22 protein-coding genes and 2 pseudogenes are annotated in these 23,500 nt (G+C 65.1%); 14 read left to right on the top strand and 10 right to left on the bottom strand.

What is annotated here, in order from left to right:
• Nucleotides 1-201 precede the first annotated feature (201 nt).
• From DM480_RS16365 to DM480_RS16385, 5 genes are all read right to left on the bottom strand, one after another.
• On the bottom strand, nucleotides 202-1,302 hold the full coding sequence (locus DM480_RS16365) for an ABC transporter permease (RefSeq protein ID WP_056433079.1): 1,101 nt from the start codon (nucleotides 1,300-1,302) through the stop codon (nucleotides 202-204).
• A complete protein-coding gene (locus DM480_RS16370; RefSeq protein ID WP_056433082.1) occupies nucleotides 1,299-2,468 on the bottom strand; it encodes an ABC transporter permease in 1,170 nt (389 codons plus the stop codon). Before DM480_RS16370 ends, DM480_RS16365 begins: the two co-directional genes overlap by 4 nt.
• The gene (locus DM480_RS16375; protein ID WP_232834232.1) at nucleotides 2,465-3,490 is read right to left on the bottom strand and encodes an HlyD family secretion protein; all 1,026 of its coding nucleotides are present in this window, start codon (nucleotides 3,488-3,490) and stop codon (nucleotides 2,465-2,467) included. The genes DM480_RS16370 and DM480_RS16375 overlap by 4 nt, the downstream gene beginning before the upstream one ends.
• Nucleotides 3,487-4,866 (bottom strand): TolC family protein, encoded by a 1,380-nt coding sequence (locus DM480_RS16380; RefSeq protein ID WP_232834233.1) that lies wholly within the window; start codon nucleotides 4,864-4,866, stop codon nucleotides 3,487-3,489. Before DM480_RS16380 ends, DM480_RS16375 begins: the two co-directional genes overlap by 4 nt.
• Nucleotides 4,867-4,969: 103 nt before the next feature.
• Nucleotides 4,970-5,608 carry a TetR/AcrR family transcriptional regulator gene (locus DM480_RS16385; RefSeq protein WP_115381648.1) on the bottom strand — a complete coding sequence of 213 codons (639 nt, stop codon included), beginning with the start codon at nucleotides 5,606-5,608 and terminating at the stop codon, nucleotides 4,970-4,972.
• 60 nt (nucleotides 5,609-5,668) lie between these two features.
• Between DM480_RS16385 and DM480_RS16390 the strand changes: the two genes are divergently transcribed.
• A complete protein-coding gene (locus DM480_RS16390) occupies nucleotides 5,669-5,974 on the top strand; it encodes an acyl-CoA thioesterase (protein ID WP_115381650.1) in 306 nt (101 codons plus the stop codon).
• A 95-nt stretch (nucleotides 5,975-6,069) separates the two neighbouring features.
• Here DM480_RS16390 and istB read toward each other — a convergent pair.
• Nucleotides 6,070-6,543 (bottom strand): annotated as a pseudogene (gene istB / locus DM480_RS16395) (IS21-like element helper ATPase IstB); the annotation flags it as partial.
• Nucleotides 6,544-6,546: 3 nt separating this feature from the next.
• Between istB and DM480_RS16400 the strand changes: the two are divergent.
• The 7 genes from DM480_RS16400 (at nucleotide 6,547) to DM480_RS16435 (ending at nucleotide 12,642) form a co-directional block, all read left to right on the top strand.
• The gene (locus DM480_RS16400) at nucleotides 6,547-7,350 is read left to right on the top strand and encodes a TolC family protein (protein ID WP_232834234.1); all 804 of its coding nucleotides are present in this window, start codon (nucleotides 6,547-6,549) and stop codon (nucleotides 7,348-7,350) included.
• Nucleotides 7,302-7,925, top strand: coding sequence for an ABC transporter permease (locus DM480_RS16410; RefSeq protein WP_232834243.1), 624 nt, complete (start codon nucleotides 7,302-7,304; stop codon nucleotides 7,923-7,925). Before DM480_RS16400 ends, DM480_RS16410 begins: the two co-directional genes overlap by 49 nt.
• Before the next feature lie 277 nt (nucleotides 7,926-8,202).
• The gene (locus DM480_RS16415; RefSeq protein WP_198665980.1) at nucleotides 8,203-9,315 is read left to right on the top strand and encodes a catalase family protein; all 1,113 of its coding nucleotides are present in this window, start codon (nucleotides 8,203-8,205) and stop codon (nucleotides 9,313-9,315) included.
• A gap of 17 nt (nucleotides 9,316-9,332) precedes the next feature.
• Nucleotides 9,333-10,031, top strand: a complete 699-nt coding sequence (locus DM480_RS16420; protein ID WP_115381654.1) for a hypothetical protein — start codon at nucleotides 9,333-9,335, stop codon at nucleotides 10,029-10,031.
• A 1-nt stretch (nucleotide 10,032) separates the two neighbouring features.
• Entirely contained in the window at nucleotides 10,033-11,403 is a 1,371-nt protein-coding gene (locus tag DM480_RS16425) for a Dyp-type peroxidase (RefSeq protein WP_115381656.1), read from the top strand.
• Nucleotides 11,384-11,821: an acyl-CoA thioesterase gene (locus tag DM480_RS16430; RefSeq protein WP_115381658.1), complete on the top strand. Its 438-nt coding sequence runs from the start codon at nucleotides 11,384-11,386 to the stop codon at nucleotides 11,819-11,821. The genes DM480_RS16425 and DM480_RS16430 overlap by 20 nt, the downstream gene beginning before the upstream one ends.
• A gap of 191 nt (nucleotides 11,822-12,012) precedes the next feature.
• The gene (locus tag DM480_RS16435; RefSeq protein WP_115381660.1) at nucleotides 12,013-12,642 is read left to right on the top strand and encodes a TetR/AcrR family transcriptional regulator; all 630 of its coding nucleotides are present in this window, start codon (nucleotides 12,013-12,015) and stop codon (nucleotides 12,640-12,642) included.
• Between the two features lie 524 nt (nucleotides 12,643-13,166).
• Here the strand turns inward: DM480_RS16435 and DM480_RS18605 are convergent.
• The 4 genes and pseudogenes from DM480_RS18605 to DM480_RS18815 form a co-directional block, all read right to left on the bottom strand.
• The gene (locus tag DM480_RS18605) at nucleotides 13,167-14,450 is read right to left on the bottom strand and encodes a TolC family protein (RefSeq protein ID WP_232834235.1); all 1,284 of its coding nucleotides are present in this window, start codon (nucleotides 14,448-14,450) and stop codon (nucleotides 13,167-13,169) included.
• Nucleotides 14,451-14,515: 65 nt separating this feature from the next.
• Nucleotides 14,516-14,911, bottom strand: coding sequence for a hypothetical protein (locus tag DM480_RS16445; RefSeq protein ID WP_115381662.1), 396 nt, complete (start codon nucleotides 14,909-14,911; stop codon nucleotides 14,516-14,518).
• Nucleotides 14,912-15,007: 96 nt separating this feature from the next.
• Entirely contained in the window at nucleotides 15,008-15,196 is a 189-nt protein-coding gene (locus tag DM480_RS16450) for a hypothetical protein (RefSeq protein WP_115381664.1), read from the bottom strand.
• A gap of 51 nt (nucleotides 15,197-15,247) precedes the next feature.
• Nucleotides 15,248-15,454, bottom strand: a pseudogene (locus DM480_RS18815) (iron permease); the annotation flags it as partial.
• Between the two features lie 250 nt (nucleotides 15,455-15,704).
• Here DM480_RS18815 and DM480_RS17995 point away from each other — a divergent pair.
• Genes DM480_RS17995 through DM480_RS16480 form a run of 6 tightly spaced genes read left to right on the top strand, consistent with a single transcriptional unit; the run spans nucleotide 15,705 to nucleotide 23,467 of the window.
• On the top strand, nucleotides 15,705-16,025 hold the full coding sequence (locus tag DM480_RS17995; RefSeq protein ID WP_125471585.1) for a hypothetical protein: 321 nt from the start codon (nucleotides 15,705-15,707) through the stop codon (nucleotides 16,023-16,025).
• Nucleotides 16,022-17,365: a TolC family protein gene (locus DM480_RS16460; protein WP_115381666.1), complete on the top strand. Its 1,344-nt coding sequence runs from the start codon at nucleotides 16,022-16,024 to the stop codon at nucleotides 17,363-17,365. Before DM480_RS17995 ends, DM480_RS16460 begins: the two co-directional genes overlap by 4 nt.
• Nucleotides 17,362-18,534, top strand: coding sequence for an efflux RND transporter periplasmic adaptor subunit (locus DM480_RS16465; protein ID WP_064311257.1), 1,173 nt, complete (start codon nucleotides 17,362-17,364; stop codon nucleotides 18,532-18,534). Before DM480_RS16460 ends, DM480_RS16465 begins: the two co-directional genes overlap by 4 nt.
• A gap of 3 nt (nucleotides 18,535-18,537) precedes the next feature.
• A complete protein-coding gene (locus DM480_RS16470) occupies nucleotides 18,538-21,819 on the top strand; it encodes an efflux RND transporter permease subunit (protein ID WP_084445250.1) in 3,282 nt (1,093 codons plus the stop codon).
• A 14-nt stretch (nucleotides 21,820-21,833) separates the two neighbouring features.
• Nucleotides 21,834-22,181, top strand: coding sequence for a DUF190 domain-containing protein (locus DM480_RS16475; protein WP_064311318.1), 348 nt, complete (start codon nucleotides 21,834-21,836; stop codon nucleotides 22,179-22,181).
• Between the two features lie 44 nt (nucleotides 22,182-22,225).
• Nucleotides 22,226-23,467 carry a sodium:proton exchanger gene (locus DM480_RS16480; RefSeq protein WP_064311319.1) on the top strand — a complete coding sequence of 414 codons (1,242 nt, stop codon included), beginning with the start codon at nucleotides 22,226-22,228 and terminating at the stop codon, nucleotides 23,465-23,467.
• The last annotated feature ends 33 nt before the right edge of the window (nucleotides 23,468-23,500 follow it).

Consider the following 23,500-nt stretch of genomic DNA (forward strand, 5'->3'; position numbering starts at 1 on the left):
CCACCGAAATTGGGTCGTTATAGCCTGGATCGCCGGTGAATATCTCAGCCTTGATGGTGTCACATTTTGAGCAGTGCGCCTCTCCCGAGGCATGAGGCTCGTGACGCCAGCGTGTCACGAACGCTGCATCATGCGCTCAACGATCCTAGACTGTTTGGTTGATAAAAAAAGCACGTGCAATCTCGTGTGCGGCGATGTTGGCTAACTTGGCCGAACAAAGCGGGCATATGCGATCCAGCCGTAGAAAACGGTGAGCCCGAAGAGGTTCACCACTTCGCCTGATAATTGCCGAAGGCTTCCACCCATCTGGTTGACCCCCACCATCAGATGTATCCCCGGGGTCGTGGGAAGCATCCGTGACGCTGCGACGAGCCATCCCGGCGTTGCCTCCGAGGGCCATGACAAGCCGGAGAGGAAGAAGATTGGCAGGGATGTCACGATCCAGAGCTGGATCGGCCGCTCGCGAGTCTTGAAGAAGCTGGCAAGCGCCATTGCCCCGGCGACGGTTGCCGCGACGAACGCGATTGCTGCGACGATGAGGGTGAGAGGGGCCGCCTGAGCACGTGGGTAGTCCTGAAACCAGAAAACGAAGCCAGTGTAGTAGGCCACGTCGAGGAGACCAATTGATACGAATGCCAGTGCGATGCCGAAGAACTCCCTGCGAGTGAAGCGTCGGCGGCCCTGCCGTTCCCTCATCGTCCCGGCAAGCAGAGCGAGACCCATCAGCAGCGTCTGATGAATGATCAGGAACGCGACGCCCGGAACGACCGTGCTTCCATAGCCTTCGCGCGTGTTGAAGAGCGGTCGTTGCACGAGCGACAAGGCCGGTGGCGCCGTCGCGCCGGCGGCCATCGCCTGATCCATCCCTGCCTCGCGACCGACCGCCGAAATGGCAGCGGCGATGCTGCCGAGCGAGGTGCTGCTACGAAGAAGATAGGCACCATTGCCATACAGCGCGATCGTGCCTTGGCCACCACGCAGGATGTTCCGCTCGTAGCCGTCCGGGATGACGATCACCGCGTCCGCGTGGCGAGATTGCACCCATCCGTAAGCCTCTCGAGGAGACGATAGGGAGGCGATGAGCTCGGCCTGCTGAAGGGCCGGGAGCTTCATCAGGAGCGAGCGGCTCGAACCGGTATGGTCGAGATCGACAACGACGATGGGCAGTCGCCTCGGCACCTCGCCGGAATAAGCGGCCGGGTAGAAGAACGAATAGATGATGGCCGATCCGATCAGCAGCAGGAGCGCGGATCGGTCCGAGAGGATGGCACGGAACGTGCCGAGGAAGGCGTTGCGTATCACCGGCGGCCCCAGGTTTCCGGCTGCTTCGCCGCGGCAAGGTAGCGCGGCAGTCCGACGGCAAGACCGACGATCACGAATGGTAGCATGACGATGATCTGTCGCAGTGACACTGATGCCGCCGAACCCATGATCCACTGCTCCGAAAGCAGCTTGGCAAAGGAAGAATAAGGAAGCAGCGCGCTCCATACCCGAGCAAAGCCGGAGGCGGACTCGACCGGGAATACCGCCCCGGCGAACGCGAAGGAGGCTCCCGCGTAGAGGCCAGCCGCCGAAAGCGCGCTGCTCATCGTTAGAGTAAGACCGACGAATAGAAGCCCGACACCGACATATGCCATGTACATCACCGCATAGCCGGCGCCGATCAGCAGCGGGCTGCCCGCGATCGGCCAGCCTCGCAGACCAGCCAGATAGGCGATCGCTGCGATCCCCCAGCCCATGAAGATGAGGACGTAGAGCAGCAATTTGCCGCAAACGGCCCAGGCCGCCTCGCGTCGCGAGCAGTCTGCAAGCCAGTCCCCGATCGTTCCGTCGCGAAGCTCCCGCCCGAGCGCGCCGGTGATCGCCACCATGAAGATCAGATGCAGCAATGCGGGATGAAGCAGCGCCACCAGCTGAATTTCGTAGCTGCCCTGCGGATTGAAGAGAACGGTCGAGCGTACCGCGATGGGTGGCCTGCGAACCCTCCCAGGCCCCAGCACGGCCGCGCTCTGCTGCGACGCAAGCGAGCTGGCATAGCCTTGCACGACGCTGCCGACTTCGCGGATGACGGACCCGGCCGGTGTCGAGTAGCTGGCATTGTAGAGCGCAATGACCTGAGCCGTGCCGCCGCGGAGTACCTCTCTGCTTGTGTCCCGATCGATGAGGACAATTGCATAGGCCTGTCGGGCGCGCACGGCGTTTTCCGCCATCGACAGGTCGGGTGCTATTTCGAGAACGGCCAAGCCGGGCGCCGCATCGAGACGGCGGGTCAACTCGCGGGCGATGCCGCCGCCGTCGCGATCGACCACGACGATTGGGAGGTCGCGCATGGCCCCGGCCGACATCTGGATGGCGACCGTGGCGAGAAGGATCAACGGGATCCATGTCACGAGCGACAGGTCCCAGAAGCTCTTTCGCAGGAAGCCGGCCTCCCGCCGAAAGCCGCCGACCAGCGCGGGCGGGATCATTGCGGCCAGTCGAACAGGACCGTCATACCGGGACGCAGCCCGTCGATGGGACGGGATGGCAGGGCGCGGACCTCGAAGCTCTTGACGTCGAACCCGCTGGACTGGCGGGTCGCGCGCCAGGTCGCGAACTCGCCCGCCGGCGCCAGGTACGACACGCGGAACGTCACCCGCCTGTTCGCAAGCGCAGGTATCGTTCCGACGATCTGCCGGCCTCGTGCGAGCCCGTCGAGCTGATCCTCGCGGACGTTCAGCGTGACCCAAGCGTTTTCGACGTCGGTCAGCATGAAGACCGGAAAGCCCTGCGGCACGAGTTCGCCTGGTTGAGCCATCCGCTTCCCGACTTCCCCAGCAGATGGCGCGACCACGCGCGTCTCGGCGGCGGCGGCCTGCACCTCGGCCACCGCGCCGCGCGCCTGCTGGACCTGACCGCCAGCGGCGGCCTTGTCCTGAGGGCGGGCTCCCGCCAGGGCCTGATCGTATTGCGCCCTCGCTGCCTTCGCAGCCTCCGTCGAAGCGATGGCGTTCGTCCGCGCCTCGTCCGCCTTCTGACCGGCGACGACGCCCTGGGCGAACAAGCGTTGCGTGCGGTTGCTGGTATCCTGCGCCAGATTCGCTGCCGCCTGTGCACGCCGCCATTGCGCCTCGGCCGCCCGGATGTCCTCGCTGCGCGCGCCGGCCTCGGCCTTGTCCTGCGTTGCCTGCGCGGCCTCCAGCGCCCCGCCGGCCTGCTGCTGCTTGGCGGCGACTTCGGGGCTGGAGATCGTGTAGAGTAGCTGCCCTTGCCGGACGGGCTGTCCTTCCTCCACGCCGAACGATGCGATCCGTCCCGTGACCTTGCTCGTGACGCGGATCTCGCGCGCGTCTACCATGCCTTGCAGCTGACCAGGCACGGGACGGTAGCTGAGCCAGAGTCCGACGCCCAGCAGGGCAGCGACCACGAGAGCGACAACGACCAGTTTGCCGCGGGGTGGCCTTGTCGTCCCCCCGCCGTCGTGCATTTCGTTTTCAGTTGCGGCGTTCATGGAATTACCTTGTCGGCTTTGGCGACGTATGCGGCCATCTCATCCATTTGCCCGCTGACGTTCAGAAGCTGGGCAAGTGCCTGTACATATTCGTTGGCCGCCTGCGCGCGCTGGATGCGCGATCGCCCCAGCGAAAGCTGCGCGTCGATGACGTCCAGCGATGTCGCCTGCTGTTCCCGATAGGATAGGGTCTGAAGCCGCAGATTCTCGATAGATGAAGCGAGGGAGGTATCGAGAAGCAGATACCGCTTTCGCGCCGCCTCGACGTCGTTCCACGCCTTCGTCACACCGATCTCGATCTGCGTGCGGCCTTCGCGCAGACCGGCGCGCGCCTGTTCCGCCGTCGCCCGTGCCGCATCGACCGCCTGTCGGCGCCCAAGACCCCCGGCGAGCTTATAGCGCAAGCCAACACCCACTGCCCAATCCGGGTCCGTGAGGAGGGTGTCGCGCCGGTCGAAATTATACTGGCCGAAGCCGTAGACGGTCGGGCGCTGCTTCGCCTGCTGGATCAGGACGCCGGCCTTCGCCTGGTCCTCCAGCGACGACAGCCGCTCGAGTTGAGGATGTGAGGCTAGGGCCGCGGCCTTGAACGTGTCGAGCGGCGGCAGTGGACGCGAGATGACGAAGAGCGGCGTTGACGGCCTCACTCCTGCGGGTTCGCGCAGCAGCCCCGCAAGCGCCGCATTCGCCGTCTGGAGGTCAGCGATCGCCTTCTCATATTCCGCCCGTGCGTCGTCGCGTGCCACCTCTGCCTGAAGGCGTTGCGCCCGGCTGATGAAGCGCGCTTCCTCGAGCTTGACGGCGTCTGCGACGTGACGGTCGAGCCCATCGAGCACGTCGCGGCGCACGCCCAGCGCTCGCTCGGCTAGCTGCTGGCCGAAATAGGCCCGCACCAGTTGCACGAGCTGATCGTTGGCGGTGATGGCCCGGTCGGCCTGCGCCTGCGCCACCTGTGCCCGCGCACCAGCCTGCGTCCCCGAAATCTGCCCTCCGGTGTAGATCGGGAGGGTCGTCGAAGCGATGGGGCGCGTACTTTGCCTTCTAACTTGAAACCGCAGCGGGTCAGGGATGCCGAAGCCCTCGGCGACCGGCGCGAGCGAACCGAGCGGCAGATAGAGCGTCTTCTGATAGTCCAGCAGTTGCGCCTCGAGGTCGACGTCCGGCCTGCGCAATGTGCGCGTGGCTCCCTCTTGCGCCTCCTTGCTGCGCACGTTCGCGTCCGAGGCCGCGATCGCGTCGGAACGGTCCAGCAGCTGCTCCTGCGCACGGGCGTATGTCAGGACGGCGGGGCTTGAGGGGCCGATGTTCTGGGCCGATGCGGCATGCGCCGTCGCGACCGCGGCGCCGATGATGGCGATAGACCGAAGGCTCATCATCGACGTTGGCCCGCTTTGCTGTGAGGCGACAAGCCGTCTGCGGCCTCGATGCCGCAGCCATGTACGAGGGGACGAGGTCTGGGCGTCGCCGCCATGATCACGTTCACGACTGCGACCCCGGTCGTCGAAATTCGCAAGAGACGATGCTCGCCCCCCTTCGGAGGGACAGCTCGCGGGCCGCACGTCGTTTCGCGAATGATCTTGGCAATCCCAAAGCATGGTCCAGCTCGTCGCCGATCAACGACGCACTCAGCGCGCCCGAAACGATGCCCTTGACGAGGGCCGGCAGCTCGTGGTCGGCGACTGTCGAGCCCCCCGTCGTGTCGCCCGCCAACTCGCTTGGTAGGCGGGAGAATCGGCTGAAGAGGGGTTCCAGCATCTGACGATCGGTCGCGGCAAGCCAGCCGATCAGCCGGCCCACGCCGGTCTGTGCGAACGTGTCGAAGACGAGGTCGACGAGGCCGGCTTCATCGATGTCGCCTGCCCTCAAGGCTCGGACACCGCGCCGGAAGTCCTCCAGAAGCTGGCCGATGACGTCGTCCGCGACGGCTGCCTGCAGGTTGGCCGCGGTGCCGAAATGATGGGTGATGCTTCCGTGCGCCATGCCTAATGCCCCGGCCACGCTCTGAAGCGTGATCGCTGCCGGCCCGAAACGCTCAAGGATATCGCGGGCAGCGCCGACCGCTTCGCTGCGAAGCTCGTCCGGATGACGCCGGCGGCGGCGGGGAGGCGCTATTGTCATTGATGACAATATAAGTTAATGCCGTGTCGGTGTCAATGACGATCAGCGGAGACGACGCGGATGCCTAACGATAGCGCCGGCCATACCTGCGCCTTCGATGTGATCGCCTCCGACATCGATCACATGGGCCACGTCAACAATACGGTCTATTTACGCTGGATTCAGGAGGCGGTGGTCTCCTTTTGGCACCGGATCGCGCCCGGCGATGCGCTGGAGTCGGTTGCCCGGGTCGCGATAAAGCATGAGATCACCTATCGCTGCCCCGCCTTCCTAGATCAGCGCGTTGACTGTCAATCGGCGTCCAAAAGGGACCCCCTACCGGCGTCCAAAAGGGACCCCCTTCGTCGAGCAGCGTACCGGGGATGACGGGCGCACTGTTCGCGCTGGTTGCGGCGTAGGGCGGGCGTAGCCCGACGGGAGGCGCAACCAGCGCGAAGCGTTCTCTGCCGGTGTCCCAGGCGTCAGCTTCGATGTTTGAAGCGCCAGCTGTCGTTGCCGGTTTCGACGATGTCGCAATGGTGGGTAATTCGGTCGAGCAGCGCGGTGGTCATCTTGGGGTCGCCGAAGACGGTGGGCCACTCACCAAAGGCCAGGTTCGTCGTGACGATGACTGAAGTCTGTTCGTAGAGCTTGCTGACGAGGTGGAAGAGCAGCTGACCGCCCGAGCGGGCAAACGGCAGGTAGCCAAGCTCGTCGAGCACCACGAGGTCGAGGCGCGAGAGCTGGGCCGCCAGCGTGCCGGCCTTCCCAAGGCGGGTTTCCTCCTCGAGCCGGTTCACCAGATCAACCGTGTGGAAATAGCGCCCGCGGGCGCCGGCCCGTACCACATTGGCGGTGATGGTGGTGGCGAGGTGCGTCTTGCCGGTGCCCGTCCCACCGACCAGCACGACGTTGCGCCGGCCCGGAAGAAACGAGCCGCTGTACAGCGAGCGTACCGCGTGCCGCTCTACACGGGCGGTGCGATCCCGGCGATCCAGGCGGGTGCGGACGGCGCGGTCGAGGTGGCCCGCGCCAGGCAGGCGGGTGGTCGCGACCTGTCTCGCGTCAGGTTGGTCCGCACCTATTTCGGTCAGCAGGTTGCCGCCCAGCTGACCCGGTCGACGCGCGAGACGCTCGCAGGGTTCGATCGGCATCTGTCGGATGCCGTGAAGCTCGAGCAGAACGGGGTCATTCCCCATGCGCGCGTCCTCCAGGTTCAGGTCGCCCGCGACGCCGCCGAACGCGCCTTCATTCGCGCGCAACTCGAGGAAGCGACTGCTGCCGACGCACTGTCGCGGTTGCTGGACCGACCCGCCGGCGTCGGCGCATCGACGCCGCTGTTCGTCAATTCGCAGCCGCTGCCTCCCGTCGGCACATTCCTGGAGGGCATAGACGCGACGCCCCGGGCCCGCGGCGCCGACGCAGCGCGTGACATCGCCAGCGCGGGGGTCGGCCTGGCGAAATCGCGCTACCGCCCGCAAGCCTTCGCGTTCGGCAGCTACAACGCCAATCGCGACAATGCGCTGCCCACGGACACGCGAAACCGCGACCGCTCTGTCGGCGAGCGCCGTCTATGCCGGTTCGGCGCTTGCCTATTCGGGCGCGACGTTACCGCTGAACGGCGCCAACGCCTTTGCCCACATCTGGAGCAACGTGCTGCCGCTGAACCCAACTCAGTCGCGGCGGGCTGCCCGTCGCGGTCACGACCGAACCGCTGTTCAACCGGACAAGTGGTTACAAGGGCTATGTCTTCCCGGCGGTAGCGGTGATCATCGTTCAACAGACGCTGCTCTTCGGCGCCGCTACCTTCATGGGCGGACGACGCCGCTCCGGCGCATGGCGGATGGGTGTCGCGGAGTTCTGGGGAACGCTGGCGGCGTTCGCGTCGGTGGGCATTCTAGGCTGTTATTTCCTGTTCGGGTTCATCTTCTGGCTCCAGGCCGTGCCCGTTGATGGCAACATCGCCGGCATGATGGTGATGGTCCCTGTCTTTGCCACGGCGGTTGCTGCCCTGGGGCTGCTCGTCGGCAGCGTGTTCGATCGTGCCGAACGGGCAACCTACATCCTGGCGCCGACCTCGGTGCCGTTCTTCTTCCTCACCGGGACCGCATATCCGCTCGATCAAATGCCGGGCTTGGTCGCCGCCCTCTCTCACTTGATCCCGGCCACCGCCGGCGTCCACACGTTCGTCCCGTTGAACCAGATGCATGCGCGCCTGAGCGAGGTCACGATCCCCGCCTTGACCCTTGCAAGCCTCGCCCTCGGCTATGCCATGCTGGCGTATTCGCGCCTCGTCGGCTTCGGCGCGATGGTCGGGACGTCCGCCACCGAGGCCTGAATGGAGGGCAATCCTCGCCAAGGAGCGCAAGCTCCACCGTTTCCGCGGCTGTAGTGTATCGCGCACTCCTTCTAGCCGCTCGTAGTGGCTGCGACCTCGCTTCGCATGGCCACGAGACTTCGTGTCGCTGATCGCTGCCACCTGCATCGATAGTTGCCTCACGTAGAGACCTGGTCGAGTCAGCAAGAAAGGGAACCATTCGGTTTCCCTAGGTGTTGTTGGTGGGTAATTGCCGGGAAATGGCTGGGCCAAGCGGCGCCGCGACCGGCGTCGGGACATGGGCAACAGACGAGGTCAGGCTTTGAAAGCACCGCTTCTCTATTCGTCCGACATCGAGACGATCGCCGAGGATGAAGAGCGCCTGACGGCCGAGATCGTCGAGCAGATGGCGGCCGGCAACCGCTGCGCTTTCGAGCATCACCGTCACGCGATCCGCGACGCGCATGCCAAGTCACATGCCGTCCTGAAGGGCACATTGACGGTTCACGACGATCTGGCGCCGGAACTGCGGCAGGGTATCTTCGTGCGCCCAGCCACGTATGGTGTGGTCGCACGGCTGTCCTCGGCACCCAGCGACATTCATTCGGACGCGATCCCTGCGCCGCGAGGCTTCGCGATCAAGGTGATCGGCGTCGAAGGAGAGCGGTTGTCGCCCGATATCGGGGGCGCCAACCAGGATTTCCTGATGGTGAACTTTCCCGTCCTCGCCTTTGGCACCATCGCCAAATACAAGCTGATGCTGAGCCTTCTCGAGGCGAATGCGCATGCGCCCGACACCTTCCAGCGGCTGATCGCGGGCACTGCGCGGGGTGCCAAGAAGACAGTGGAGGCGTTGGGGATGACGCCCGGGGCGACGCTCGAGGGTTTGGCGCGCGACAACCATCATCCGCTCGGCGAGAGCTACCACACGCAAGGTGCTATCCGCTTCGGTGACCATGTCGCCAAGCTGGCGCTGTCCCCAGCTTCCGATAACGTCCGGGCCTTGACGGGACAGCCGGTGGGCAAGGCGGAATTCTCCACGATGCGGGATGTTCTGGTGGAGCATTTCGCCGGCCAGGGCGCGGAATATGCCCTGTCGGCGCAACTCTGCACCGATCTGGTGGAGATGCCGGTCGAGGATGCGGCGGTACGCTGGGACGAGAAGGTGTCGCCGCATCGCCCGATCGCAACGCTGCGGTTCGCACCGCAGGACGCCTACGCGCCGGCACGCCAAGTGTATGGCGACGACATCCTGTCCTTCAATCCATGGAACGGCGTAGAGGCGCATCGCCCGCTTGGCCAGATCATGCGCATCCGCCGGGCGGCTTACGAACGCTCGACCAGCTACCGCCATCGGATGAACGCGCGCGCCCGGATCGAGCCTGACCAGCTTGATGACATTCCCGACTGAACAAGCAGGAGGTCGTGATGACCACAGACAACAAGGATCCGCGCCTCGCGGATGAGAGCACGCTTCAGGAAATCCGTCGCCGGGTGGAGGAAGTCGCCGCCGATGCACCCCACCTCGCCAAGATCGCGCTCGAGGCGATGATCCGCAAACATAATCCGGACCTGAAGGGCAGCGCACGGTCGGCCGGCCGCGCCGGCAAGCAATCCGGCAACGTGTCCGAACTCACCGCCATCGCTACGCTCAAGCCGGGCGGCGCAGAGCGCCTGCGGCGGATCTTCGATCTCACCGACGGCAACATGGACGGTGCCCAGCGCGTCTCCACCCTGCACGACATGCGCTTCGTGTTTTTCGACAATGATACGCGCATCCTGTTCGCGACCGCCTACGACGGCGACTGGGATGCCTACATCAATGACTTTGCGACCAAAATTCCCGAGCTCATGGACCTTCTGTTCGCCAACGTCGAAGGCTGGCCGGGGATCGACAGCCCCAAGGTGAAGGATTTCATCGCCGACCACCAGATCGACGCTGCCGGTTGGTTCGTCGCCAATCCGCAGGTGACGGTGGTCGACGTACGCCGCTTCCAACGAATGGAGAAGGCGCTCAACGCGTTCCTCGATGCAGAGGCCGCCAACACGGCGATCGATCCGACGACCAAGGCGGCGCTCGGCCAACTTACCGACGCCATCTCCAAGCCGGAAGGGGTGGATTACTGACATGAGCGTTCTGGCGGACCTGAGGGCGCGCTTCAGCCGGGAGCGGGTCAAGCTGCAGCTCGACGACATCCAGGCCCTGATCCTGCGATCGCGGCCCGAGCCCTATGTCGGCCTGCACGCGATGCTGCACGTCGATGAGGCGGAAGGCGGTCGCGATCTGGTCCGCCGGCTCGCGCCGCACATCCCCTCGGCCGACGATTGGACGGACGACATGGACTCCTGGACCGGCGTCGCGATCAGCCATGCCGGCCTGAAGGCGCTGGGCGTGCCAGAGGCATCGCTGAAGAGCTTTCCCCTGCCATTTCAACAGGGCATGGCGGCCCGAGCCGAGCAACTGCGCGACTTCGGCGAGAATGCACCCGACCGGTGGGAAGATGCCTTTCGGCCCGGCACCTGCCATATCGCGCTGACGATCTATGCCCGCGACGAAGCCGCGCTGGAAAAGGCGATCGAAGTCGCCATGACCGGGTTGGAAGCCTCGCATGGTGTCACGCTCGTCGGCACGCACAGCTTCGGGGCGGATGCCGATGCCAAGAACCCTTTCGGATTTCGCGACTCCATCTCGCAGCCGACAGTGGCGGGCGGCGGGGTGGACCCGCGGGGCGACGAGCGCGCGATCGCGGCGGGCGAGTTCATCCTGGGCGAAGACAGCGAGACCGGCGCGCCAGTCGCAATGCCCGAACCGGCCCCGCTCGGCCGCAACGGATCGTTCGTGGTCCTGCGCAAATATCAGAGCGCGGTTGGCGCCTTCAACGATTTCATCCGCGCAAACGCCGACAGCGAAGCCGACCAGGAGAAGCTGGCGGCCAAGATGTTCGGCCGCTGGCGCAGCGGCGCGCCGCTGATCCTGGCACCGGATCATGACGACGAGGCGCTGGGGGCGGATCGATCACGCAACAACGACTTCAATTTCGCGGAAGATCCCAAGGGACTGGTCTGTCCGCATTCAGCGCACATGCGCCGTCTGAACCCGCGCGACAGCCAGTTGACGATCCTGACCGACGTCAACATTCACCGCATCATCCGGCGCTCTTCCACCTTCGGCCCCAAGTGGACTCCGGACGTGACGGCGGCCGACGATGCGAAAGACGATCGCGGCATCTTCTTCATCTTCATCAGCGCGCGGGCGTACGATACGATCGAGTTCCTCCAGCAGGAATGGATCAACCGGGGCAACTTCATCGATCTTGGCACCGAAAAGGACCCGATCGTCGCGCTGCACGAGGAGCCCGGGACCTTCACCATTCCGCAGGAGCCGGCGCGAAAGCGCGTCAACGGCGTGACCACCTTCAACCGTCTGATGGGCGGCGAATATCTCTTCATGCCGTCGCTGACGGCGCTCCGGTGGATCGGTGAAGCAGGCTGGCACTGATCCGTCCAGCGGGCCTGAGGGGCGCTCGCAATACCGTTCGCATCGGCATGCCATCACCGTTTCGGCGGACGCGATCGACGAACTGGGCCACGTCAACAATGCTGTGTACCTGCAGTGGGTGCAGCAGGCGATAACCGCGTACTGGCGGACGGTGGCGAGGAAGGAAGATGTCGACCGGCTTCGCTGGATTGTTGCTAGTCACGAGATCTTCTATCGAAAACCGGCCTATCACCGCGATAGTCTCATCGCGACGGTTCAGATTACCAAACACACAGCGTCGCGAGCATGGTTCTCGACGCATATCGGCAGGGACGGCGAGACGGTCGCCGAGGTGCACTCGACGTTATGCTGTCTCGACGCGAGCTCGGGTCAACTCGTCCGCATCACTCCGGACCTTGCGCAGCCGTTCTGCCTGTAACACGCCGGGCCTATGAGGGGCGGTTAACCCTGGCGAGCAGCTTGGGTCGGATGGTGCGGCGCAGCCCGCGAGCAAGCTGCGCCACGGCCGATCATGCTCAGCCTCTGGGCATCGTCGGAACGGCTCGAGCGGTCGTCGCCGACGCTGACCGGGACCGATCAAAGCTCGGAGCGATGTAAGGAAGAGCCGCGATGGTCGGTGAAAAGAGAATGCCGAAAAGCCAACGCGGTCGGATAGGCCGGCCGAGTGCCGAAGAGGCGGCCAGTCTGGAAGACCGGATCCTGGCCGCCACTTGGGACTTGCTGCTCGCAAAGGGTGCCCGCGAACTCTCGGTCGAACGGATCGCACGTGCGGCTGCTGTCAGCAAGAAGACGATCTACACTCGCTTTCAAGGCCGCAGTGATCTCTTGATGCGCCTCCTGCGGCGCAAGCTGGAACTGGAAGAAAGCGGACTTCATGAGGACGTGGATGCGGAAGACTTTCGCGATGCATTCTGCAGCGTCGGGAGGCGTATCCTGGCCTTCTTGATCAGCGCGGAGCGTCAGGCGATCGCAGCGGTGCTGGCGGAACTACCGGACGCGCGGCATGATGCCTGGACCTCTACCTATGCTGTCGGTCTACGCGCAATTGATGCCTTGCTAGCACATCCGGGAGCCGCGATCGCGCTAGCGAATCTCGATCTTGCGACGTTCCGTCATGCTTTGTTGCAATGTCTGATCGGTCGGGCGGAGAACATGCTGCGTGCTCCTGAGTCAGATCAGCCTATGAGCGAGGATTGGATGAAGGCCTTGGCAAAGCTCTTCATACGGCATGATTCGTAACCGCGGTGGTGACTGCCATAGCCAATAGCCTTGGCAGGGTAGAACGGCCTCGCCGCATCGCTCGTCTCCATCTGACGAGCTAACCTACAAATGGCATGATTTCCGGGGAGCAGGTCATCAGGCTTGAACGCACCCAGATTCTTGAGGTGAACCGAACCCAGCACCGAAACCTGCGTCTTCTCCCCGGCCACCTTGGACTTCCAGGCACGCGGATCAAATGCCGGGTCTCGCGCGATAGCTGCACTTCCCAGCGAAAGGCAGACCAATCCCATTATAAGTGCGCGCATCTGTAGCCCCCCTGTGCCCCGCGACCAGTGGCACGTTCTGATCGCCAAACACCAGTCGTTATGCCGAATTAGTGATTTCCGCTGCGACGCCTTCCCGATTGGGAACGTCGGGCGAGAACGGACGAGCTGAGCGAGCGGTGGAGCGCGCCTCAGCGGTCTGTTTTCCCAAAATCTGTTCCCGATTGCTTTTTCCCGAAACTGCCCGACCGACATGGGAAAACGGGAAAGCTGAAACGCCTATCTGACGTACTCGCCCAGACCCCGCGCGATCAGTTCATCGTTCGACAGCCGCGGCCCGCGCTTCAGCTTCGGGGTGCATAACCGGCGCCTGTCCACCTTCGCGGTATCCGGTTGCGGGGAAGGTGCGAAGATCGTGAAGGATCCGGAGCTGCGCGCCGGCTCATTGTTGTTCCGCTTCCGGTGGTGCGGCCGCACCTCCTGCATGGCTTGCGCCATGGCCAGCGCCGCCCCCAGGCGCTTGCTGTCGACGATCTCGGCCTGATTCACCTGCCGCATCTTGTCGAAGACGGTGTAGGGGAGGGCGCGGTGGTTGTGCCGCACCTCGATACGACCATCGGGATATTCGCAGATCTGGACGCGCTTGCTGGCAAGCGACCGGGCCGCGGGCGTCGGGTCGAGGATGAAGATCGCCTTGTTGAAATGGATCGAGAGCGATTTGGTGACTGTCCGCTCCTCGCGCCAGACCATTTCGGCATCGACGTCGTCGCGCGGGGTGAGGGGGCGATGCGCATCGAGGGCGACCCGGGGAGGGCGGGCAAACCGCTCATTGTGTCGCGCCAGGTACGTTGGGAGGAAGGCGTTGGCGTGTGCCTGCCGCGCCGCGCTGTCGGCAGCGACTTGTGCGTTGATCCGCAGCACATCGGCGCGTTGCTGCTCGATCGGCCCAACGTCGCCAACCTGGACGCGGTCGCTGGCGATGCGAAACGCATTGTTGGCGATGCTCGCCTGCTCACCCAGCACTTCGGCGCGCCGCTCGGCTGCCGCTGCTTCGATATAGAGCTGGGTGATCCGCAGCCGCAGGTCGGCGCGCGCGATTTCGGTCTGAACCTGCGCCCGCGTTAGGCGTGCGGTCGCCAGGGCTACGCGCGCCGGACGTTTGCCGCCAAGTTCGAGAGGCAGGGCGACGCCGACCGTCGTTTCGGAGCTGCGCAGCCCCTTATAGGCGCCCGTCCCGGCGATGTTTTCGACCTGGGCCTGCACTTCGGGATTGGGACGCAAGCCGGCGACGCGCCGGGCGGCCGTGGCGGCATCGACGCTGGCGCTCGCCGCCGCGACCGACGGCAACGCCGACGTCGAGCTGGCCCCCGAACTTGAAGACGCGGCAGAACTGGCGGTGGCAGACGGCACACCGCCGGCTGCGAGTGCGCTTTCGAGCGAAAATGCGCCCATCGCCTGAGGTGAAGCGGTCGCTGCCGGGAAGCCCGGCGGCGGTGCCGTCTGCGCGCCCGCTGTATCGGCGAGCGACGCCGCAGCCAGCACGGCCGCGATGATACGATGCATTGATGATGTCTCCTGACGAACCGGGTCCGCCCCGCACGGCACAGGCCGGCAGGGTCAGCGGATCGTCAGGCTTGCGGCGGCCTCAGCGCAGGATCGGCCGTCGAGCGCGGACGCACCGTCTCGACCAGCGGCACTGGGATCGTGCGGTGATCGCGCACGGCCGTATCGGAGACGACCTTGACCGGCGCTGCGACATGATCGCCGTGGCAGCCGCCATGATGGTGCGGAAAAGCCTTGTCGCCATCCGCCGGCACTTCGTCAGAATCGCCGGGCGCGTGGCCTTGGACTATTTGCTCGCCCGCCGACGTATAACCCGCGACGCTGACATCCGGACGCTCCAGCGCGTGCGCGGTCGCCGTCGTTCCCAAGGAAGCGACGAGCGTGAGGCAAGCAAGGATGTTCAGCAGGCGTCGCACGTTTGTCTTGTTAGCAGCATCGTTGTTCGTGGGATAGCGCTTCAATCTTCACAGCAGCATGGCGGGACGGCGAGACGCGCGGAGGCAAAAGCGCAGAGCTTGGCGAAAAGTAGGGGCGGTTGCCCGCCCCCGCCCTATGAACTAGCGATGCTGTTCGGCTGAGGCGGGCGCGGCGTGGTCGCCACCCTTGGCCTCGCCACTATCACCGCAAGGGTCCGCGCTGTCTTTGCAGCACACCATATCCGGGCAGCAATCGGCCGCGATGGCGGCGAAAGCGGCGGACGAAATGGTGAGCGCGACAGCCGCGCCGATGAGCTTGAACTTCGACATTCTTAGTTCTCCGAACAACAATGTGTGAGTTTGGATCGTCACATGGTTCGCCTAGTGAGCTGTCGCTGAGCCAGAACCCGAGCGAGATCGGTTGCGCCCGTTCCAAGCTAATCCGACCGCGATGACAACCGCCATCAGAAGTTGCGCCAGCACCGATTGCCAGGTGGGGAACACGCCTAGAACCGACAGCCGTGGCACGTCCGTGAGCGGCGCGATGTTAATAAGGCCGGCTTCCTGGAGCGCGGCGACGCCTTTGCCGGTGCCAGCCGATTCTGACAAGGGTTATCCGCACCATCATGTGACTTGCCATGGCGACCACATCGGCGTGCCGGTGACGCCCGCCCCCGTGTTCTCGGCGAGCGCAATGCGCGTGTGCCCGCTGTCGTGGGATCAAGGGTCGATCACGCCCGCGACGAGCGACCCGGCTTTACGGCCTCCACAAGCCTGACGAACCCCTAGCACCTGTGCGCGCGCACGGGCTTCCAGGTTTGTCAGGAGACGATCATTCATGTCCCGTGTCATCGCGGCCCTTATGGCCATCGCGTCAGGCGCTTCGATAGCGCAGGCGCAAACGGCCGCGCGGCCATCCCAGGCCGCTACCGATCCGCCCTTCATCCTTGAACGCGCGCTCGCACCGGGCGGCCCTGCATTCCATCCGCTGGTGGTCAGCAATGCCGGCGTGCAGGCCGTGACCGCACGCCGGGTCGTCGTCGCCCTTCGCCCCAGTTTCGAGATGGGAAAGCACAGCAGCGAAATTAGGGCTTGCTCCTCTAGAGACTGTAGGTTGCATGAGCGCAACCTGCGACATGAATCGCGGGAAATCGGATGAGCAAGCACCAAGTTCGACAGAAAAGCTGGAAGAGGAAGAGCCTAGTCGCAGTTCTGCTCCTCGCATTCCCCGTGTCGGGATCACTGGCGCAGACGTCCGCACCGTCATCGGCCGTGCCTTCGGAGCCTCCCTTCACCCTTGAGCGCGCTCTGGCGCTTGGCGGCGCCGTTTCTCCTTCGATTGCGGCCGGAACTGCAGGCGTACAGGCCGCGACGGCTGGTCGCCGCGTGGCGGCGCTTCGCCCCAACCCCGAGATCGTCGTCGAAACCGCGAACGTCGCCGGCAGCGGCGAATATCGCGGACTCCGCAGCGCGGAAACTACCGCGGGCTTGGCGCTTCCGATCGAGCTTGGCGGCAAGCGATCGGCGCGAGTCGCGGTCGCGGACGCGCAGATCGACCGGGCGCGGATCGGCGCGGCCATCGCGATCGCCGACCTCACACTCTCAATCACGCAGAGCTACATCGAGGCTGCGGCGGCCGAGCGGCGGTTGATTGTCGCACGCGAGCAAGCCGGCCTTGCGGCTGAGGGCGCGCGGGCGGCACGGGTGCGTGTGACAGCAGGCGCGGCGTCGCCGATCGAGCAACAGCGCGCCGAGGTGCTTCGCATCAACGCGGAGACCGCGGTGGAACGGGCCGCGCGCACTGCCGAGGTGGCGCGCGCGAACCTGGCGAGGCTGATCGGCCAGCCCGTGACCGGGCCGCTGGATACGGCTTGGTTCGAGCGGATCGGCGGCTACGGACCCACCCAGCTTATCTCGGCCGAGGGCACGCTGGCGCTGGCAGCGGCCAATGCTGACGCGCGCACCGCGAGCGCCCAGGTCCGGCTCGCGCGGGCGCAGCGCATCCCCGACGTGACGGTGAGCGCGAGCGCGCGCCGACTTGAGGCAACGAACGATGTGGCGGCGGTATTCGGCGTGTCGGTCCCCTTTCCGGTGTTCAACAATGGTCGCGCGGCCATTGCCCAGGCCCAGGCACAGGCAACCCAGGCGGAGGCGCTACGCCGGGTGGCGTTGCTAGAGGCCGATCGGTCGATCGCGAGCGCGCAGGCCGAGCTTGCCAATGCCGCGACGACCGCGCGCACGGCGGGAGGACCGGCGCTGACCGCAGCCGCGGAGGCCGCCCGCATCGCACGCCTCGGCTACGCGGCGGGCAAGTTCAGCCAACTCGATCTTTTGGAGGCCGAGCGGACGCTTCGCGAAACGCGCGCCGCAGCGATCGACGCCCTTGCCACATACCGCGACGCGGAGGCCCGCCTGGCGCGGCTCACCGCGCCAGCCACCCTATCGGCCGAGCAGACGCCCTCGAGTGCGCGCCCCGCCATCCCCGGAGATATTCGATGATCTTATCTGACAAGCGTTTGTTGGGCGGCGTGGCAGCGGCGGTGCTCGTTGCGGCGGCGGGCGGGTTCACCGTCGCACGATGGACGGCCGACACCCCGGCCGCGCCCGCGCCCGAGGGTGGCAAGTCCGAGGCGGCCGAAGCGGAGGCGGCGCCGAGCGATACGCTCCCGATGAGCGCCGAGATGATGAAGAGAACGGGCGTCACCACCGAAACCGTCAATCCAGGCGGGTTGGCGGCCGAGATCGTGGCCCAGGCGACGGTCGCACCGTCGCCCACGGGCGAGGCGATCGTGACGGCGCGCGCGGGGGGCGCGGTGACGCGGGTATTCAAACGATTGGGCGATCCTGTCAGACGCGGCGAGGCGCTGGCGATCGTCGAAAGCCGCGACGCCGCCCAGATCGCGGCCGACCGGACAGCGGCCGCGGCGAAAGCGACTCTTGCCCAACGCAACCTTGCGCGCGAACGCTATCTTTACGGCCAAAAGGTCTCGCCGCGTGTTGACCTCGAAACGGCGCAGGCGGAAGCCGCATCAGCGGCGGCCGAGGCGCGGCGTGCGAGCGTCGCGGCAGGAGCGGCCAATGTCACCAGCGACGGGCGCGGCGTCGTCGTCGCCTCTCCAATCGCGGGACGCGTGACATCGGAAAATGTCAGCCTGGGCGCGTTCGTGCAACCGGAGACCGAGTTGTTCCGCGTCGCCGATTCCAGTCAGATACAGATCGAGGCGGCGGTTGGACCTGCGGACGCGCAGCGGCTCGCGCCTGGTGACAGGGCGATCATCGACCTGCCAGACGGATCCACGACCAGCGCCCGTGTTCGCGCCGTGACGCCGACCTTGAGCGGCGAAACTCGCGCTGCGACCGCGGTGCTCGACGTGATCGGCGGTCGGCTTCAGCCGGGCTTGGCCGTGCGCGTGCGGCTGTTTCCGAGCCGCAGCGGTGCATCGACCGCGATCGTGGTGCCCGAGGAGGCGGTGCAATCGCTCAATGCTCGCGACGTGGTGTTCGTCCGCACGCCCAAGGGGTTCAAAGCCGTCCCCGTCACCACCGGGCAGCGCAGCGCCGGCCGCATCGAGATCGTGTCCGGTCTCGCATCGGGTCAGACCATCGCCACCAAGAACGCATTCCTGCTCAAGGCCGAACTCGGCAAGGGCGCGGGCGAGGAAGAATAACAGATGATCGTCAATCTCATTGCGCTGGCTGTCCGCGCGCGTTGGGCGGTTCTGTTCATAATTTTGGGGATCGCCGGCATCGGTGTTTGGCAGCTCACCAAGCTGCCGATCGACGCCGTGCCCGACATCACCAACAACCAGGTGCAGATCAACACGGTCGATCGGCGTCTTTCGCCGGTCGAAATGGAAAAGCTCGTCACTTATCCGATCGAGACCGCGCTTGCCGGCATCCCCGGCCTAGAGACGACCCGATCGATTTCGCGCAACGGTTTCAGCCAGGTCAGTGCGATCTTCTCCGAAGGCACTGACCTCTATTTCGCGCGGCAGCAGGTAGGCGAGCGGCTGACCCAGGCGCGCGACACGCTTCCCGATGGTGTCCAGCCGCAGATCGGTCCCGTGACCACCGGGCTCGGCGAAATCGTGATGTATACGGTCCGCTTCGCCAATCCGGGAGGAAAAGGAGCCAGGAGCGCGAACGGCCAGCCCGGCTGGCAGTCTGACGGGAGCTATCTGACGCCGGAAGGCGAGCGGCTGACCAACGAGGTTGAACAAGCCGGATACCTGCGCACCGTGCAGGACTGGATCGTCCGGCCGCAGCTACGTTCTGTTCCCGGCGTGGCCGGCGTCGACTCGATCGGCGGATATGCCAAGACGTTCGTGGTCGAACCCGATCCGGTGAAGCTCTCCACCTACGGCATCTCCTACAGCGAGCTTGGTGAGGCTCTGGAGAACGCCAATCTGGCGGTAGGCGCTAACTACTATAATCGCGGCGGTGAAGGCTATCTCGTGCGCCTCGACGCGCGGGTGCGCTCGGTGGACGAGATCAAGAACGCCGTCGCTGCCACCCGAGGCGGCGTGCCGATCACGGTGGGACAGATCGCCAACGTTGAGAGCGGGGGCGATCTTCGCACCGGCGGGGGCAGCGTGAACGGCAAGGAAGCCGTGATCGGCACCGTTTTGATGTTGATCGGCCAAAACAGTCGGATCGTCGCGCAGGACGTGGCCGCGAAGCTGGATCAGATCGGGAAAACATTGCCGCCGGGCGTCGAAGTCGAGATCGTGCTCGATCGCGCCAAGCTCGTCAGTGCCACGGTCGCGACGGTCGAACGTAACCTGACCGAGGGCGCGATCCTTGTTGCCGCGGCGCTATTTCTGTTGCTCGGCAATTGGCGCGCGGCGCTGATCGCGGTGCTCGTGATCCCGTTCTCGTTCCTGATGATGGCGATGGGGATGAACGCCTTTCGCGTCCCCGGAAACCTGATGAGCCTGGGCGCGCTCGACTTCGGCCTGATCGTCGATGGCGCGGTCATCATCATCGAAAACTGCCTGGCGAGGCTCGCGCACCGGCAGGAGCATGAGGGGCGGCTCCTCACCCTTCGCGAGCGGCTTGAGGAGACCATGCGGGCCTCCCAGGAGATGATTAAGCCCACCGTGTTCGGGCAGGCAATCATCCTGCTCGCGTTCGCGCCGCTGCTCATGTTCACCGGCGTTGAGGGCAAGACCTTCTCGCCGATGGCGATCACGATCATGCTCGCGCTTGTCGCCGCGTTCATCCTCGCGCTGACCTTCGTGCCCGCGATGGTCGCGCTGCTGATCCGGGGCCGCGTCGCCGAGAAGGAAGTGTGGCTGATCGCCAAGACCAAGGCACGCTATCTACCGCTCCTCGACAAGGCAATTGCGCGCCCGTGGCCGTTCATCCTTGGCGGCCTGGCATTCTTTCTGGCGGCGATCCCCGCGTTCGGGCTTCTGGGAAGCGAGTTCATCCCCCAGCTCGACGAGAAGAACATCGCGCTCGCGTCCACACGCGTGCCATCCGTCAGCCTGGAACAGTCGTTGGTGATGCAGCGCGAGGTTGAAGCGGCCGTCACCAAGCTGCCCGAGGTCGAATTGATGTTCTCGAAAACCGGCACGGCCGAGGTCGCGACCGACCCCATGCCGCAGAATATGTCGGACGGGTATGTAATTCTTAAGCCGCAGGATCAGTGGCCGGCAGGCGTCCATACCAAAGCGGACGTGATCGAGCGGATTGAGAAAGCGTCTCGGGGTCAGCTCGGTCAGCTCTACGAGATGAGCCAGCCGATCCAGCTCCGCTTCAACGAGCTGATCGCCGGCGTGCGCGGAGACGTCGCGATCAAGCTCTACGGCGACGATCTCGACAAGATGGCGCAGACCGCTGGCGAGATGGTCCGCATTCTACAGTCGATCCCCGGAGCGGGCAGCGTCAAGGCCGACCAGGTTGGCGGTGCGCCCACGCTCGACGTCAAGCTCGATCGCGCCGCCATCGCGCGCTACGGCCTGACGGTTAGGGAAGTCGCCGATACCGTCTCCGCGGCGTTGGGCGGTCGCGAATCCGGGTTGCTCTACGAGGGCGACCGGCGGTTCGACATCACCGTGCGGGTGCCCGAGGCTACACGAATCAACCTCGATGAAATTCAGGCGCTACCGGTGTTGCTGCCCAGCGAAGCCGGCCAAGCGCGCCAGCAGGTGCCGCTTGCCCAGGTGGCGCAGATACGCGTCACCGAGGGGCTGAATGAGATCAGGCGCGAGAACGGCAAACGTCGCCTCGCCATCCAGGTCAACCTCTTAGGTCGCGATGCCGGGTCGTTCGTCACAGAGGCACAAGCCAAGATCGCGCGGGTGAAGCTGCCTGCCGGTTATTATCTTGAATGGGGCGGACAGTTCCAGAGCCTCCAGGATGCGAGCCGCAGGCTCGCGGTCGTGGTGCCCTTGTGCTTCCTTGCCATCTTCGGGTTGCTTTACATGGCGTTGGGCGGGTTCGCGCGCGCCGGGGCGGTATTCTTGGCCGTGCCCTTAGGGCTGGCGGGCGGTGTGTTCACGCTCGCGCTGACCGGCATCGCCTTTTCGGTGTCGGCCGCGGTCGGGTTCATCTGCCTTGCCGGCGTTGCCGTGCTGAACGGACTGGTCGTGATGACCGCGATCCGGGAGCGTATCGAGAACGGCGCGCCGATCGCCGAGGCGATCCGCAACGGCATGGCGGACAAGATGCGCGCGGTTGTCATGACCGGGTTCGTGCCGGCGATCGGCTTCGTGCCGATGGCACTCGCGCACGGCACCGGCGCCGAGGTGCAAAAGCCTTTGGCGACGACGGTGATCGGCGGCCTAATCGCCGCCACCATCCTGACGCTGCTCGTCCTTCCCGCCATTGCGCGGGTGGTGCTCGGCTGGGGCGAGCGGGCGAGCAAGCGCGGTGATCCCGCACGGCATGATCCCGAACCGCACGACGGCGGGGGAGCGCACCAGCTCCCTGGACCGGGCACGATATGAAAATGGAGCCAAGCATGAACCAGCAAGCCAGACTGCTCCGCATCTACACCGACGAGGCCGCCTATGTCGGAGATCGCAAGGTCTATGAGGTTGTCGCCTCTCGGGCGCGAGACGCCGGGCTTGCCGGAGTGACGGTCCTGGAGGCGCTCATCGGATTCGGCCGATCGGCGCACGTCCACCGTCGCCATGTGCTCGAAAGCGACCGCGCCGTGGTCGTCGAGATCGTCGACGAAGACCCTAGGCTGCGTTCGTTTGCGACCCAGCTCGCCGACGTTCCGGAGATCGGACTGATTACCTTGGAGGCGGTCGAGATCATTACCCCGACGGCCGACGCTGACCACAACGGAGGGGCGAAACGATGATGAGGCAAGTCGATCTCTTCCCTTCGGAGGCGCATCCAGCATCGTTGCGCCGCTTCGTCATGCTGGTCGCGCTAACCGCGCTTGCCATGATCCCAGCCATTATTCTGAGGATCGAGGGGTGGCGGCCAAACCCTCTGCTCGACGCCATGCTGTTCGGCGCTGCCATCCTGGCAGCCGGCTTCTACCTGTCATGGGGAGCGGAAGCCGCGGAGTCGCGCATCTCCGCGGGCCTGATCGTCGCCATCGTGGCGCTGATCACCGTGCTCCCGGAATATGCCGTGGACTTCTACTACGCCTACTCGGCTGGGGCTAATCCAGGGTCCAATTACGTCCACTATGCGGCAGCAAATATGACCGGTGCGAACCGGCTGCTGGTCGGCATCGCCTGGCCGCTTCTGGTGCTGCTTCATTGGCGCAAGACAGGCGAACGCGCAATTTCGCTTTCTAGCGCCAACCGGGTCGAGATCCTCTTCCTCCTCGTGCCCAGCCTTTATGCGTTCAGCGTCCTCTTGAAGGACGCAATCAGCATCGTCGATACGGTCCTGCTCATTGCTTTGTTCGGCCTGTATATGTGGCGAGCGAGCGACAAGGGTGAAGGCGCGGGCAGCGACGACGACGATGATGACGAGCCCGGTCCTGCGGCTGCGCTCACCCTGCTCTCTCCGACGCGCCAATGGCTTGTCATGGGCGGACTGACCTTGGTGGCAGCCGCGGTAATCCTCGCGTCGGCGGAGCCGTTCGCCGAAGCGATGGTCGACTCCGGCCGTCAGCTCGGGTTCGACGAGTTCCTGCTGATCCAATGGCTCGCGCCGCTCGCCAGCGAAGCCCCCGCGGTCACAGTCGCCATTCTCTTCGTGTTGGCGAGGCGGTCCGAACAGGGCTTAGCGACGATGATTTCCGACAAGATCAACCAGTGGACCTTGCTGGTCGGCATGTTGCCCCTCGCCGTCAGTCTAGGTGCGGGCCAGCTTTCGAGTTTACCACTCGACGCGCGCCAGCATGAGGAGTTCTTCCTGACCGCGGCGCAGTCGCTGTTCGGCATCGCCCTCCTACTTCGCCTCGGGCTGAGCTTGCTTGGGGCGGCAGCGCTTGCCGGGCTATTCATCGTTCAGGTCGTGCTCGCTGTAGCCTGGCAGGGTGATGAGGCACGCACTGTCGCCAGCTTGACCGCACTCGGCTGGTTTTACATCGTGCTCGCCGGCGGGCTCTTTGCTTTGAACGCCAAGTATCTGGCGGGACTCGTGGGTGCCATTCGACCTCAAAGGCATCGGGGAGAAAATGCATGATGTTTCGGCAATGACGATGGAACCGTTGGCAGG

Source organism: Sphingomonas sp. FARSPH (assembly GCF_003355005.1).
Lineage (GTDB): Bacteria > Pseudomonadota > Alphaproteobacteria > Sphingomonadales > Sphingomonadaceae > Sphingomonas.